This window comes from Streptomyces sp. NBC_00250, from assembly GCF_036192275.1.
Classification (GTDB): domain Bacteria; phylum Actinomycetota; class Actinomycetes; order Streptomycetales; family Streptomycetaceae; genus Streptomyces.
Genome location: NZ_CP108088.1, coordinates 250,938 through 265,106 on the forward strand (window position 1 = coordinate 250,938; position 14,169 = coordinate 265,106).

The window sequence follows — 14,169 nt, forward strand, 5'->3', positions numbered from 1 at the left end:
ATGGGTGGCACTCCCGGGGTGCGGCCGTCGAAGGCCCGGCTCCCGCCCGCCTACGCGGCTGCCGTACGGCGATCGGTACGCGTCACGCTCGCGGGTACCGCCGGTTTCTATCTCTTCCTGTACGGCTTCGACTCGGCCGTCGCCGCCACCTACGCCCTCTTCGCCGCGGTCGCGATGGCGGGTCTGTCGCACATCCCCGGCACCGGGCGGCAACGCGCCGCGACCCTGCTGCCCGTGGTGCCCGCCTGCTGGATCCTCATCACGATCGGCACCTACCTGTCCGTACGGACGTGGAGTGCGGTCCTCGGCATGCTGGTCGTCGGATTCGTCCTGACCTTCATGGCCGTGGGAGGGCCCCGGCCGGCCGGGGCCGCTCCGGGGCTCCAACTGATGTACATCCTGCCGTCCTTCCCGCCCTACGTCCCCGAGTCGCTCGGCGAGCGGCTGGTGGGAGCGACGGTCGGCCTGGCCCTGCTGATCCTCGCCGAGGCGTTCCTGCTGCCCGATCGCGCGCCGCGTGTCCCGTACCGCGAGCTGGCCGCCCGGGCCGCCGACCGCGCGGGACGCTGCGCCGACGAGCTGGCCGCCGCCCCGTACACGCTCGGCGACACGGCGCTGCGGTCCGCCCGCGAGGTGAGCGGTGGACTGCGGTCCTCGCGGGTGCCGGAGGCGGAACGTCCCGCCGGTCCCGGGGTCAGGGCCCGGGCCCTGGCCCACACCGGTCTGGCCACCCGCACCCTCCTCGGACGGCTGACGTCGCTCCCGCGGCTCTCCGGCGACCCCGGGGTGGGCCGGGCGGGGCCGGAGGTGCTGCTCGCGGTGCGCGACACGTCCCTGGAGACCGCGTCCCTGCTGCGCGGCCGGGACGCGGTCGCCGAGTCCGGAGACGCCCGCTCCCGGCTCCAGGAGGCCCGTCAGGCCTTGGCCGCGGGCGCCGAGCCGGATGCCTCGGCCGCCGCGCTGCGCCGCCACGCGGCGGTCCTGGAGGTGGCCGACGCCACGCTTGCGATGTCCATGGCGGCGGAGATCGCCGTCCGGGGCAGGGCGGCCCCGGCGGCGGCCCCGGGGCGGTTCTGGTACGCGCGGATGCGGGCGCCCCAACTGTGGTGGCGGCGGCTCTCCGGGCATGCGGGGCAGCGGTCGGTGTTCTTCCAGAACGCGGTGCGCATCGCTCTGGCCCTCGCGGCGGCCCGGACGATCGCCGGCCTGGACACGCTTCCGCACGGATTCTGGATGCTTCTCGCCACGCTCACCCTGACCCGTACGACGGCGCGGGAGACGAGGAGCACGGTGCGGGTGGCGCTCACCGGGACCCTTGTGGGGGCGCTCGTGGTGGCCGCGTTCCTTGCCCTGGTCGGGACGGACACGACGGTGTACGCCGCCGCGCTGCCTCCGCTGATGCTGGTCGCCTTCACGCTGGGGCCGGTGAAGGGGGTGGGGTGGGCCCAGGCGATGTTCACGATGGTCATCGCGCTGGTCTTCGCCCAGCTGGCCCCCGCGACCTGGCGGCTCGCCGAGTTCCGGCTCCTCGACGTGATCGCGGGCAGCGCGGTCGGCGCCGTGTTCGGGCTGCTCGCCTGGCCCCGGGGCGCCCACGACGAGTTGCGGCGGTCTGTGGCGACGATGCTCCGGAGCGCCGCGGAGACCGTGGTGGCCACGACCGCAGAGCTCGCCACGGGCGGTGCCCGTGCCCCTGTGCCCACCGCGCCGGGCCACCGGTCCCTGCAGCACGCCCTGATCATGGCGGAAGCGGCGTACGCGCAGTACCGGAGCGAGCCGAAGGAGCTGAACGCGCCGCCGGACGACGCACGGGACTGGCAGGCCGCCCTGATGTCCGGCCACCACACCCTGTGGGGTGCGGACCGGCTGCTCGTGCCGCCCGAGCCGGCCGTCGTCCCGCCCCTGCCGCAGGAACCGGCCGAGGCGGTCACCCGGATCGGCGACCGGGTGGCCGCGGGCATGCTGCTGGTCTCCGCCCGTCTGGACCCCAGCGGTGACACACCCGGCGCACCGGTCGCCCTCGGCGCACGCGCCTTCTCCGACTTCGACGCCGAGCCACCGGGTGCTCCTCGGCCGTACTACGCGGCCGTGGAGTGGCTGGATTCGCTGATGGCGGACGTGGAGCGGATCACAGACGGCCACAAGTGAGCTGAACCACATGAGGATTGGCTGTTCAGGCCCTGGCGCCCTGGTTCTGAACGACGACAGCGATGCGTTAGCACGGCGGCAGCGGGACGTGAGCGGCGCACGGGAACCTGGAGGGGACCACCGTGGCCGGCGAGCCGGCCACGGACAGCACCACAGCAGACCGGTAATTCAGCAGACCACGGGGACCTCACCATGCGTGCCGACCATCGGCCGGAAGACGACGGAGCGGTCGCCTCGGCGGCCGCGGCCGGGCGTCCCGGCCGCGCCCGGACGTCGAGGCGAGTGAGAAAGAGCAGGTAGCGGAAGTGCTCACCAAGCGGGTGACGGTGACCGTCCACGCATCCGACCCACTCAGTCGGGCCGGCCTCATCAGCCACTTGCGGCACCAGCCGACCATAGACGTCGTTCCTGACCAGGACGACGGGTGCCGGGACGCCCCGGCGGTGGCGGTGATGCTCGCGGAACGGATCGACGATCCCACCACGGCCGAACTGCGGCGCCTGCTGCGAGGAAGGGACCAGCGGGTCGTGCTCGTCGCGCGCGAACTGCGCGAGCCCGACCTGCTGGCCGTGGTCGAGTACGGGGTGCGGGCCATCATCTGGCGCCATCAGGCCACCGAGCAGAGACTGTTGAGCGCCGTGCACAGCGCGGCACGCGGGGAGGGAGAGCTCCCGCCGGATCTCGTCAGCCGTCTCCTGAACCAGGTGGGCCGCTTGCAGCGGGCGACGACGGCGGGCGCGGCCACCGGTGGGGCGGCGCCGCTCTTCGGGATGGCGCCGCGTGAGGTGGACGTCCTGCGGCTGCTCGCCGAGGGCCTCGACACCCGCCAGATCAGCGAGAAGCTCGCCTACTCCGAACGCACCGTCAAGAACATCCTGCACGCGCTGATGACGCGTCTGCAGCTCACCAACCGGGCGCATGCCGTCGCGTACGCGCTCCGCGAAGGCTACATCTGATGATCCATGAGATAGACGAGGCGCTGCGCCGTCTGCTCACGCCCGCCGTCACCGGCGACGTCGCGTTCGACGCGCCGACCCGTGACTGGGCGGCCCGCCGCAACGCCCCGACCCTCAACGCCTATCTGTACGACATCCGGGAGGACGTGGCCCGGCGGGAGCGCGGCGCCTACGCCGAGTGGGACGCGCAGGGCATCGTGACGCGCAGGCGCCAGCCGCCGCGATGGTTCCGGCTCTCCTACCTGGTGACCGCCTGGACCTCCCGGCCCGAGGACGAGCACCGGCTGCTGTCGGGGGCGATGGCACTGCTGCTCCCCCACGAGGTGCTGCCCAGGGACGCCGTACCGGAGTCGGTGCGCCCGATCGCCACCTCCCTGCCGATCTCCGTCGCGGTCCCGCCCGCCGAGTCGCGCTCCCTCGCCGACATCTGGTCGGCGCTCGGCGGCGAGCTCAAGCCCTCGCTCGACGTCGTGATCACCACTCCGTTCCCGGTCACGCCCGTGTACGAGGTGGCGCCGCCGGTCACCGAGGGGGAGATCGTCGTACGGGGCATCGGCGGTGCGCCCGCCGCGTCCAGGCCCCGGATGATCCGGCGCCCGGTGATCAAGGAGACCGGGGAGAGCAAGGAAGAGGAGAGCGGCAGCGCTGTCGCCGGATCGCGGGACGGGGGCGGCGACACATGAGCGAGCCTTCCGTCGTCCTCCACTCCATCGAGGCCCTGCGCGCACGGGTCGCCGCGCTCGTGGACGCCCGGAGTGCCGGGGACCCCACGGCCGGCGATCCCATGCGCGGGCTCTACGTCACCGAGGAGGCGGCCCGTCGGATCGCCTCGGGGCCGGACGGGCACGCGGGTCACGCCGTCGGCGTGCCGCTGCCGGACCTGGGTCGGGACGATCGGCTCGGCGCGCTCGCGCGGGCCTTCGGGCTGTCCTCGCTCGACGCGCACATCCTGCTCGCGGCGCTCGCGCCCGACGTGGACCGGGGTTTCGAGGCGCTGTACGGGTATCTCAACGACGACGTCGGGCGGCGGCGCGCCACCGTGGCGCTCGCCCTCGACCTCGCGGGTACCGGTCCCCACGACCCGGTGGGCCGTGACCGTTTCCATCCGGCCGCGCCGCTGCGCTCCGGGGGTCTGCTCGACGTCGAGGACGAGGACCGGCCGCTGCCGGGGCGGGCGCTGCGCGTACCGGAGCGGGTGGTGGCGCACCTGTTGGGTGACGACACCCGGATGGATCCTCAACTCGCCGGAGTCGGCGTGGAGTTGTTGATGCCGTTCTCCGTCGGTGCGGTGTCGGACGCGGCCCCCTCCTCCCTCGGCGCTCGTGTCGCCGCTGCCGGGCCCGTCACCGTCCATCTGCGGGAGCGGGTCCCCGGGGCCGCCACCGAAGACGTGGTGGCCGCGCTGCTCGGCGCCGGGCGGCCCGTGCTGCGGTACCGCCCTGACTCCGTCGACGTGGTGGTGGCGCGGGCGCTGTTGCGCGAGGCCCGGTTGCGTGGCGCCGCCGTGGTCGTCGAGCCACTGCCGTCGCGGCCCGGACCGCTGGTGCGGGTACTCGCCTCGTCCGGTACGACGGTGGTCCTCGCCGGCGGTGACGCGCCCGACCCCGGATGGGCGCCGGACGCGGAGCTCGTGACCCTTGAAGCACCGGATGCCGGGGCGGGACCGGCCGGTCTGTGGCATCGCGAACTCGATGCGCTGGAAGGCGACTTCGATCTGACCGAGGCCACCGCCCCGTACCGCCTCAGCGGCGATCAGATCCGTCGTGCGGCGCGGGCGGCGCGGGCCCTCGCCGCGTTCGAGGGCACCGCCGTGACCTTGGCGCAGGTGCAGCAGAGCGCTCGGCTGGTCTCCGCGCCGCTGCTCGACAGTCATGCGCGGCGGATCCGGCCGGCGGTCGGATTCCCCGATCTCGTCCTTCCCGAGGAGCCGTTGGGGCTGCTGCACGAGCTGACCGGCCGGGCCCGCAACAGGGACCGGGTGCTCGGCGAGTGGCGGCTGCGCACCGGCGGCGGGCGGGGGCGCGGTGTCGTCGCGCTGTTCGCCGGGGAGTCGGGCACCGGCAAGACGCTCGGAGCCGAGGTGGTGGCGGGCGAACTCGGCCTGGACCTCTATGTGGTGGACCTCTCGTCGGTGGTCGACAAGTACGTCGGCGAGACGGAGAAGAACCTGGAGCGGATCTTCGTCGAGGTGGACCGCACGGACTGCGTGCTGCTCTTCGACGAGGCCGACGCGGTCTTCGGCAAGCGGTCCGAGGTGAAGAGCTCGCACGACCGGTACGCCAATCTGGAGAGCGCGTACCTGCTTCAGCGTCTTGAGGCGTTCGACGGGATCGCGGTGCTCACCACCAACCTGCGGGCCAACATCGACGACGCGTTCACGCGCCGGCTCGACCTGGTCGTGGACTTTCCGTTCCCGGACCCCGAGCAGCGGGTCTCGCTCTGGCACTCCTGCCTCGCGGGCACCCCGAAGGCGGGGGACGTGGAGGAGGAGATCGTCCGCTGCGCCGAGGAGTTCGAGCTGGCGGGCGGTGCGATCCGGTCGGCCGCGGTGACGGCCGGGTATCTGGCGGCGGCCCGTGGTTCGGCGGTGACCGGCGAGGACGTGCGGGCCGGGGCGCGGCGCGAGTACCGGAAGGCGGGGCGGCTGGTCCCGGACGCGGGGGCGCCCTGGGCCCCGTAACGGTGTGAAGGGTTGCAGAGGCAGCCGAGAGGGGGCCACCCGGTGCGGGTGGCCCCCTCTCGTGCGCTGTCGGATCCCTTGCCCGTCAGGTCACATGACGCTTCCGCCGACCATCATGCGGATCGTGGCCCAGTCGGCCGTGCCGGTCGGGGACAGTCCCACGGCCGTCTGGTACTGGCGTATGTGCTCGGCGACGCTGCTGCCGTACCGGGTGGGCGTCTGCTTGCCGGTGCGGAAGTAGTCGATGCCGATCCGGGCGCGCTCACGCGCCTTGTCGAGGTCGCTCGGGCTGAACTGACGGTTGTACGCCCACCAGAAGGCCGCCATCAGCTGGGTGGTCTGCATGGTGCTCGAACCGGACTTCACCGAGTCGGGCGTGATGCGCTGGGCCCAGAGGGAGGTGAGGGTGGCCCGGCCGAGCTCGCCTTCCTTGTCCGTCTTGAGGATCGCGGCGGAGTTCTTGTTGTTGTTGACTCCGTCGTCCTCGACGGCGTGCTGGTAGCAGGCGATCGAGGCCCGGGTCCGCGCGTCGATCACACCGGGACTCCAGCCCGGCTTGAGCGTGCACGCGTTGTTCCCCAGGGCCGCGAGGCGTTCCTGGGCGAACTCGACGACCGGGTCCTTCGGGTAGCCGGTGCGCCACGGCGGCACGGTGACCTGCTGTGCCGGCGCGGTCGGGGCCAGGGGCTGCTGGACCCCGCCGTCACCGGGGTCCTGGCCGCCTTCGGTCGGGTCGTTGCCACCGCCGTCTCCACCACCACCGCCGTTGCCGCCACCACCTCCGGGGGCGCCGCCGTCGGTCGGTCCGCCGCCGCCCGGGCCGTCACCCGTCCCGTCGTCTCCGCCACCCGGAGGCGGCCCGTCGTCCGTCAGGGGAGGAAGGGAGCCGGGCGGCGGCCCGCCGGGGGTGGGTCCACCGGACTCGCCGGGCGGCGGCGGCGCGTCGGGGAGCGTGTCCCCCTTGCCCTGCGGCGCGGGCCTGGGCGCGTTGGTCGCCCGGGCCTCCTTCGCCGCGCTGACGATCGTCGGGGAGAAGTTGATCCAGAGCACGATGAAGGCGATCACGGCGGTCAGCAGGAGTCCGCCCGCCACCACGAGCCAGTTCCCGAAGACGGGGCGTTGGTCGAACGTCGCGTCGAGGTCGAGGGCGGTGTCGTCGCCGGCCCGCCGTACGGCCACGGTGAACCGGTGCGACTCCTCGGCCCCGGTCCATCGCACGGCCTGCGGTCGCACCACGAGCTCGCCGAAGGCGGCTCGGCCCGGGGCGATCTGTACGGCGTTCGGTGTGACGTCGAAGGTGAGCCGGTTCGCCTCGTCGCGCGCCACGAGGGACGCGGTCAGCGGGATGTTGCCGAGGTTGTCCACGGCGATCCGGGCGCGTCCGCGGAAGCGGCCGAGGAGGGCGGGCGGCAGCAGTTCGGCGCGGGTCTCGGTGAAGGGCGTGATGGTCAGCCGGCCCTCCACCACGTCGCGGGCGCCGGCGTTCTCCCGGGGGTCGACACGGATGCCGTACGCGACGGGCCCTGCCTCCACGTCCGAGGAGCGGGGCGGGGCGAAGGAGATCTCGGCGGTTCCCTCGCTGCCCGGGTAGAGGCGGAGCACGTCCGGCTCGATCCGGGACCAGCCCGAGGGTTTGCCGACGAGCGAGAGGCGGTATTCCTCGACGGTGTCGCCGGTGTTCCGCACCCGCAGTCGGGCGCCGGCCCGTGCTCCGGGCTCGACGGTCACCTCGGCCGGGTCCAGAGAGGTCCACATGGTCATGGGCGAACGTTAAGGGCGCGCGGGTGGTGTCCGGCTGCCCGAAAGTCCCTGCTCGGGGGCAGCGCGACGTGCCCCGGCGGCCCGTCGGCGGCGGGGGGCCCGCGGCAGCGCCCGGGCTCGGGGCCCCCGGCACACGAACCGAGGGTCGGACGTCGGGTGTCCGATGTCCGCGAGGGCAATCGGCCCTGCCCTCGTGAGCGCCCCTTCTCCCCTGCTCGGGGCGGCGCGGTTCGGCGAGAGTCGGAGGCGTACGACCGCTGTCCACGGTCGGGGGGAGGGCGAGCGGGATGAGGTCGAGCACCGCAGCACGCCGGACGCGGGCAACCGCACGCCCCACGCTGTGACACCGCAGAGCCACCGCTTTCCGCAGAACCACGCTCTCCGAGGAGAACACGCACCATGCCCACGTACCTGTCCCCCGGCGTCTACGTCGAGGAAGTCGCCAGCGGCTCCCGTCCCATCGAGGGCCTGGGAACCTCTGTCGCCGCGTTCGTCGGGCTCTCGCCCGTCGGGCCGCTCAACGAGCCCGTGCTCGTCACCAACTGGTCCCAGTACGTGGCGTCGTTCGGTGACTTCACGGACGGGTACTACCTCGCCCACTCCGTGTACGGGTTCTTCAACAACGGCGGCACCGCCGCGTACGTCGTGCGCGTCGGCGGCGGGGACGCACAGGGCTCCACACGGGCCGTCGGATCGGCCGCGGCCGCCGTCGCCGCCGCGCCGCAGCTCGTCTCCGGTGAGGCCGTCGCGCTCGGCACCTTCAAGGTCGCCGCGATCGCCGCCGGATCCGAGGCGGGCGGGGCACTCACCGTCGAGGTGCAGGACGTCGAGGGCGAGACCGAGCGCTTCAAGCTGGTGGTCAAGGACGGCGAGAAGGTCGTCGAGAGCTTCGACGCCTCCGCCAAGAAGAGCGCCCGCAACTACGTCGTCGCGCAGGTCAAGCAGCGCTCCAAGACCATCGTCCTCGAAGAGGCCGTGGCCGGCGGGCAGCTCGCCAAGCCCGACGCGCAGTCCGTCACCCTCGCCCCGCCCGTGCAGATTCCGGCGCAGGTCGACGCGCGGGCCGACGTCGCCGCCCTGGAGTCCGGGCAGTTCATCGGCGACTCCGCCGACCGCACCGGCTTCGGCGGCCTGGAGGCGTACGACGAGATCAACATGGTCGCCGTGCCCGACCTGATGGCCGCCTACCAGCAGGGCCTCATCGACCTGGAGCAGGTCAAGGCGGTCCAGATCGGCCTCATCGCGCACTGCGAGCTGATGGGCGACCGGATGGCGATCCTCGACCCGCCGCCGTCGCTCAACGCCCGCGACGTCCGCAAGTGGCGTCAGGAGCTCGCCGGTTACGACTCCGCCTACGCGGCCCTCTACTACCCGTGGATCAAGTCCTTCGACCCGGCCGGCGGACAGACCCGCACGGTTCCGCCGTCCGGCCACATGGCCGGCGTCTGGGCCCGCAACGACGCCGAGCGCGGAGTCCACAAGGCCCCCGCCAACGAGATCGTGCGTGGCGCGGTCGACCTGGAGCTCCAGATCACCCGCGGCGAGCAGGACCTCCTCAACCCGATCGGCGTGAACTGCATCCGCGCCTTCCCGGGCCGCGGCATCCGGGTGTGGGGCGCGCGGACGCTGGCCTCCGACCCGGCGTGGCGCTACCTGAACGTCCGCCGCTACTTCAACTACCTCGAGGAGTCGATCCTCGTCGGTACGCAGTGGGTCGTCTTCGAGCCGAACGACCAGTCGCTGTGGGCCCGTATCCGCCGCAACATCTCCGCCTTCCTCGTCAACGAGTGGCGTCAGGGGGCCCTGTTCGGCCAGCGTGCCGAGGACGCCTTCTACGTGAAGTGCGACGCCGAGACCAACCCGCCGGAGTCCGTCGACCTCGGCCGCGTGGTCTGCGAGATCGGCATCGCCCCGGTGAAGCCCGCCGAGTTCGTGGTCTTCCGGCTCGCGCAGATCCAGGGCGGTGGGGGCGAGCTGGAGGAGTAGTCCTCCCCGTCCTCTCGTCGCCCCGCCCCCTTCCGACCTCGGGTCCGTGCGCCTGCCGCGCGGATCCACCCCTTGAACAGGAGTGAACCCCCATGTCCCTCGACACCGGTGACGCCCTCACTACCCACAATTTCGGCCTGCAGATCGACGGCGTCATGGTCGAGACCCTGCAGGAGATCAGCGGCCTCTCGATGGAGCAGGACGTCATCGAGTTCCAGCAGGTCTCGGCGGACGGCAAGCCGATCATCAAGAAGCTTCCCGGCGTGAAGAAGGCCGGCGAGTGCACGGTGACCCGCGGCGCCACCCAGTCCGCCGCCTTCACCGAGTGGATCACGTCCTCCATCGCGGGCGACATGGGCTCGGCCCGCAAGGACGCGTCCATCATCTTCCTGGACTACCAGCTCACCGAGGTGAAGCGGTACAACCTGCGCAACGCCTGGTGCACCAAGGTGGAGCTGAGCGCGACCAAGGCCGGCGACGCCGCGGCCCTGACCGAGCAGGTCACCATCACCTTCGAAGAGCTGACGCTCGGCTGATGCGACGCGAGGGATCGGCGGGAGCACTGCAGGGCCGCCAACAGGAGCCGCTCCGGACGGAGTTCGAGTTCGAGCTGCCGCGCGGGTTCGTCGACGAGGCGGGCACCGTGCACCGCAACGGGGCGATGCGGCTGGCCACGGCCAGGGACGAACTGCTCCCGCTGCGGGACATCCGGGTCCGCGAGAACCCGGCGTACCTGTCCGTGGTGCTGCTCGGCCGGGTGATCACCCGGCTCGGCACGCTCCCGTCGGTCCACGACGGGACGGTGGAGAACATGTTCGCCTCCGACCTGGCGTTCCTCCAGGACTTCTACCGGCAGATCAACGCGGAGGGCCACACCAGGGCCGCCGTCGCCTGCCCGCACTGCGAGGAGTCCTTCGAGGTCGAGCTGGCCGGGAGCCGCCTGGGGGAATCGTGACGTACGCGGCCGACCGGATCGAGGAGGAGACCGCGTACCTCGCCTTCCATTTCCACTGGGGCATGGACGACATCCTCGATCTGGAACACGCGGACCGGCGGAAGTACGTGGCCCAGGTGGCCTCGCTGGTGGAGCGGTCACAGGCGTAACAGCAGGACAGGGAAGGGAGGTTGGAGGAGTCAGTGGGGATGTTCGGGAAGTGGCGGGCGGCGCGCGGATCGCGCGGGTCGCACAGTGTGGGGGCCGGCGCGCCCGCCGAGAGCGTGGCTCCCGGCGCGCCCGCGGCGGCGCCCGGGGACGCGTGGCGAGGGTTGCCGCCCGTGCAGCGGGTGCTGGACTCGGGTCCGCGCACGGTCTCGGAGCACGGCTTCGCCACCTCGCTCGCCACCCAGTGGAACCCCTCCTTCCACACCGACCTGGGCCATGGGGCGGTACCTGACGCGCCCGGCGGCGTGATGCTGGACGCGGTACGTCCCGTTCCCGTACGGGAGTCGACGGGCCCCGCCGACAGGGCGGAGCTGCCGGGGCTGCGGCTGCCGGTGGCGGGCTCGGCGACGGGTGCGGGCCCGGCGGCGGAGTCCGCCAGGCCTTCGCCGTCCGCTGCGGCCGCGGGCGGCCCCGGGCCGTCGGCCCCGGGTGCGGGCGCACGTGCGCATGCGGGCAGTCGTGGCGCCACGCCGTCGGCTCTCCAGCGCGCGGTCGCGGCGCCGGACGGTCGGAGCGTGGGGACCCCTCGTCCCGTACGGAGTGAGTCCGGCGGTCCCGTACGGGGTGAGGTTCCGGCCGCTCCGGTACGGGGTGGCGGCAAGCGGCGGGCGACGGCGGCCTCGGGTGCGTCCCCGTCCGCGCCTCAGGCGGTTCAGCGTGCCGCTGTGCCCGCCAGTGGTCCGGACCGGGCTGCTCGGACCTCCGCGACCCCGGGCGCGGACAAGCCTGGTGCGGCCATGCCGTCCGCCGATGCCCCACGCCCGGGCCCCGTACGTCCCGCGCCCGTCCGACGCTCGCCGCTGGTCTCCGCCCGGCCCGTACAACCGCCCCGGCAGCTCGCCCCGGCCGGTGCCACCCGGCCTGTCGGCACACCCCCCGTCCAGCGGGCGGCGGAACCCGCCCGTACACCCGAGAGCGCGGCGACGCCCCTGCCCGCGCCCGTCACCGCCGCACCGGAGCCCTCGGCTGCCGGGCGGCCCCAGAACGTCCCGGGCCCCGCTTCCCCCGTAGTAGGGCCCGGGACTCCCGACGGCGCGCCGAGCACTCCGGTGCAGCGACGCCCTCCCGTACGGCGCTCGCGACGCGCCCCGGGCGCCGACTGGAGCACGACGGCTTCCACGCCGCCTGTTGCTCCGGCGGCCCCGGCGGCTCCCGTGGCTCCGACGGCCCCAGTCGCCCCGCCGGCCCCGGTGGCTCCACGACCGCAGGCGAGCCCCGCCGGTCCTGCGTCGGCAACCGCTCCCTCCGGTCCGGCGGCTCCGGCAGGTCCGGCGCCGAAGAGCAGTTCCGCCGCACCCACCGGGCCTCTGACATCGCGACCCAAGGCTGCTTCCACCGCTCCGGCAGGGCCCGCCACCCCGGTGGCCAGGACCCCCGTCACGCCCGGACCCCCGAGGGCTGCGGCACCCGAAGCCGGTCCCGCCACACCCACGCACCCCTCGACACCGGCGACACCGGTCGCTCGGACCCCCGCCACTCCCGCGGCCCCGGCATCCTCGACGCCCCCGGCGGCCCCGGCATCATCCCCCGCCCCCTCTGCTGCCACCTTGCCGACGGCCAAGGCCACGCCCGTACGTCCCGCCTCTCCCACCTCGGCGACGGCCCCCGCGAGCCCGGCAGCCCCGGCTCCCCTGATCGCTCGGGCCCCCGCCACCAACCCCGTCACCCCGACGGCCCCGGCAGCTCGGCCGAACCCGGCCACCGCAATTCCCCCGGTCCGGCCGGGACTCGGTGCACCCGTTCAGCGCGCCACCGCCGAAGCACCGGCACCGCGGGCGAACCCCGCTCCGCGACGGTCCCCGATCGGCGCGCCGATCACGCGTGCGTCCACGAGCCGGGAGACGACCGCCCCTCCGGTCAAGGCTTCGCCCGCCCCTGGCAGTCCCGCCTCGCCCGCCCCTCAGTCGGTCGACCCCGTCGCCGGTGCCCCGCTGCCGGTGCAGGCGCCCCCACGGGCCGCCGCGGCCCCGAGCCCGGCCGCACCAGCGCCCCTGCAGCGGGCGGCCGCGCACCAGCACCACGCAGAGGCCGCCCCCTCGACTGCTTCGGCTCCGCGAGCCGCCGCAGCCGGTCACCCTCCGGCCACGCCGGCTCCCCCCGTCGTCCAGCGCGCCACGGCCACACCCCGACCTCAGAGCCCCGCCGACTCCCCCCTTCCCCCGGCGGCCACCGGCCCGCGTACCCCGTCCGCCGCGCAGCCGCCCGTCCGCGTACCCGCCACCAAGCCCGCCACGCCCGTGGTCACGGTCGCCGACCTCCCCCGGGCCACCGCGCCCACCGTGCAGCGCCGGGCCACACTTCCGCTCGCCACCGACCGGCCGCTCACCCCGAGTCTGCCGAGCAGTGCGAGCGCGCCCGCCCAGCCCCGTAACTCCTCCAGCCCGGCCGCCCGCACCTCACCCGGCCACCAGCCGGCCGCGCCCGCGCCCGTTCCCCTCTTCTCGCCGACCGCCGCCGCCCCCGCCCCTTCCGTACCGACCGGCTCGACCGGCTCGACCGGCTCGACTGCCCGGACCGCGCCGACCACCCCCACCGTCCAGCGCGCTCCCGTCGCACCCCTCACCTCCCCCCGTCCCGTCGTCCCCCTCGCCCCGCCCTCCGCCGCGCGGCCCGTCGCCCGGCCGGTGGTGGTCCAGCGTCAGAGCGCTCCCGAGGCCGGCCCGGCAGCCGTGACCGCCTCAAGGTCGGCCCCTCCCGTGGCGACCCCGGCCCTGACCCCGCCTCCGGCCCCGACCCCGCTCCAGCGGACCTCGGCCACCCCTGCTCCGGCCTCGCACGCCCCGCGCGTCACCACGGTCAGCCGGACCACATCCGCCGAGGTCGCCGTGCAGCGTTCCCCGGGCCCCGCCCCCGCCGACTCCGAATCGCCCACCCAGCTGGACGAGTTGGCCCGCCGTCTCGTCACCCCGCTCTCGCGGCTCCTCCGCGCCGAGCTCCGTGCCGACCGCGAGCGGGTGGGCCGCCTCCGCGACCACGGCCGCTGACCGACCGCCCGTCAACCACCACCACAGACCGACGATCCGAGAGACCCGCCACCATGCCCCAGCAGCTGGACCCCGCATCCACCGTCTTCTTCAAGCTCACCATCGACGGCGAGGACCTCGGCCTGTTCAACAGCTGCGACGGTCTCGCCTCGGAGGTGGAGGTGGAGCAGCGCCGGGAGGGGGGCAACAACGGCTTCGTCTGGCAGCTGCCCACCCGCGTCACGTTCTCCACCATCCGTCTCACCCGCCCCCTCACTCCCGAGACGGCACAGGTCGCCGCCTGGATCTCGTCGCTCGCCACGGGGATCACCCGTCCGACCGCTCAGATCGCGGCGCTGCGTGCCGACGGTTCGACGGTCGCCCAGTGGGGCCTGGTCGAGGTGCTGCCGGTCCGCTGGACGGGGCCGACGCTCGACCCGGCCAACCCGGCCGTCGCGACCGAGACCCTGGAGATCGCGCACCACGGCTTCACCGACGCGGGAGGCGCCTGAG

Annotated in this window: 11 protein-coding genes; 10 read left to right on the forward strand and 1 reads right to left on the reverse strand. The window is 74.0% G+C overall.

The annotated features are described in order from the left end of the window. The 4 genes from OG259_RS01170 (at window position 1) to OG259_RS01185 (ending at window position 5,784) form a co-directional block, all read left to right on the forward strand. Window positions 1-2,148 carry an FUSC family protein gene (locus OG259_RS01170; protein ID WP_328940444.1) on the forward strand — a complete coding sequence of 716 codons (2,148 nt, stop codon included), beginning with the start codon at window positions 1-3 and terminating at the stop codon, window positions 2,146-2,148. Between the two features lie 305 nt (window positions 2,149-2,453). Next, entirely contained in the window at window positions 2,454-3,104 is a 651-nt protein-coding gene (locus tag OG259_RS01175; protein WP_266900555.1) for a helix-turn-helix transcriptional regulator, read from the forward strand. Further along, complete coding sequence (locus OG259_RS01180) at window positions 3,104-3,787, forward strand: DUF4255 domain-containing protein (RefSeq protein WP_328940445.1); 684 nt, start codon at window positions 3,104-3,106, stop codon at window positions 3,785-3,787. The genes OG259_RS01175 and OG259_RS01180 overlap by 1 nt, the downstream gene beginning before the upstream one ends. Next, window positions 3,784-5,784, forward strand: coding sequence for an ATP-binding protein (locus OG259_RS01185; RefSeq protein WP_328940446.1), 2,001 nt, complete (start codon window positions 3,784-3,786; stop codon window positions 5,782-5,784). Before OG259_RS01180 ends, OG259_RS01185 begins: the two co-directional genes overlap by 4 nt. Window positions 5,785-5,874: 90 nt before the next feature. Here OG259_RS01185 and OG259_RS01190 read toward each other — a convergent pair whose 3' ends face one another. Then, entirely contained in the window at window positions 5,875-7,545 is a 1,671-nt protein-coding gene (locus tag OG259_RS01190; RefSeq protein ID WP_328940447.1) for a COG1470 family protein, read from the reverse strand. Between the two features lie 399 nt (window positions 7,546-7,944). Between OG259_RS01190 and OG259_RS01195 the strand changes: the two genes are divergently transcribed. From OG259_RS01195 to OG259_RS01220, 6 genes are all read left to right on the forward strand, one after another. Continuing rightward, window positions 7,945-9,531, forward strand: a complete 1,587-nt coding sequence (locus tag OG259_RS01195; protein ID WP_328940448.1) for a phage tail sheath subtilisin-like domain-containing protein — start codon at window positions 7,945-7,947, stop codon at window positions 9,529-9,531. Window positions 9,532-9,623: 92 nt separating this feature from the next. After that, on the forward strand, window positions 9,624-10,067 hold the full coding sequence (locus OG259_RS01200; RefSeq protein WP_073814308.1) for a phage tail protein: 444 nt from the start codon (window positions 9,624-9,626) through the stop codon (window positions 10,065-10,067). After that, entirely contained in the window at window positions 10,067-10,486 is a 420-nt protein-coding gene (locus OG259_RS01205; RefSeq protein WP_266900550.1) for a hypothetical protein, read from the forward strand. Before OG259_RS01200 ends, OG259_RS01205 begins: the two co-directional genes overlap by 1 nt. Continuing rightward, a complete protein-coding gene (locus OG259_RS01210) occupies window positions 10,483-10,635 on the forward strand; it encodes a DUF6760 family protein (RefSeq protein WP_266900549.1) in 153 nt (50 codons plus the stop codon). The genes OG259_RS01205 and OG259_RS01210 overlap by 4 nt, the downstream gene beginning before the upstream one ends. 2,295 nt (window positions 10,636-12,930) lie before the next feature. After that, the gene (locus OG259_RS01215; protein WP_328940449.1) at window positions 12,931-13,677 is read left to right on the forward strand and encodes a hypothetical protein; all 747 of its coding nucleotides are present in this window, start codon (window positions 12,931-12,933) and stop codon (window positions 13,675-13,677) included. A gap of 53 nt (window positions 13,678-13,730) precedes the next feature. Then, window positions 13,731-14,168, forward strand: coding sequence for a phage tail protein (locus OG259_RS01220; RefSeq protein WP_266900547.1), 438 nt, complete (start codon window positions 13,731-13,733; stop codon window positions 14,166-14,168). Window position 14,169: the final 1 nt, after the last annotated feature.

Bases quoted from the DNA above. Each gene is read 5' to 3' on its own strand.
- OG259_RS01170 (WP_328940444.1), top strand. From the start codon at position 1: ATGGGTGGCACTCCCGGGGTGCGGCCGTCGAAGGCCCGGCTCCCGCCC.
- OG259_RS01180 (WP_328940445.1), top strand. From the start codon at position 3,104: ATGATCCATGAGATAGACGAGGCGCTGCGCCGTCTGCTCACGCCCGCC.
- OG259_RS01185 (WP_328940446.1), top strand. From the start codon at position 3,784: ATGAGCGAGCCTTCCGTCGTCCTCCACTCCATCGAGGCCCTGCGCGCA.
- OG259_RS01190 (WP_328940447.1), bottom strand. From the start codon at position 7,545: ATGACCATGTGGACCTCTCTGGACCCGGCCGAGGTGACCGTCGAGCCC.
- OG259_RS01195 (WP_328940448.1), top strand. From the start codon at position 7,945: ATGCCCACGTACCTGTCCCCCGGCGTCTACGTCGAGGAAGTCGCCAGC.
- OG259_RS01200 (WP_073814308.1), top strand. From the start codon at position 9,624: ATGTCCCTCGACACCGGTGACGCCCTCACTACCCACAATTTCGGCCTG.
- OG259_RS01205 (WP_266900550.1), top strand. From the start codon at position 10,067: ATGCGACGCGAGGGATCGGCGGGAGCACTGCAGGGCCGCCAACAGGAG.
- OG259_RS01220 (WP_266900547.1), top strand. From the start codon at position 13,731: ATGCCCCAGCAGCTGGACCCCGCATCCACCGTCTTCTTCAAGCTCACC.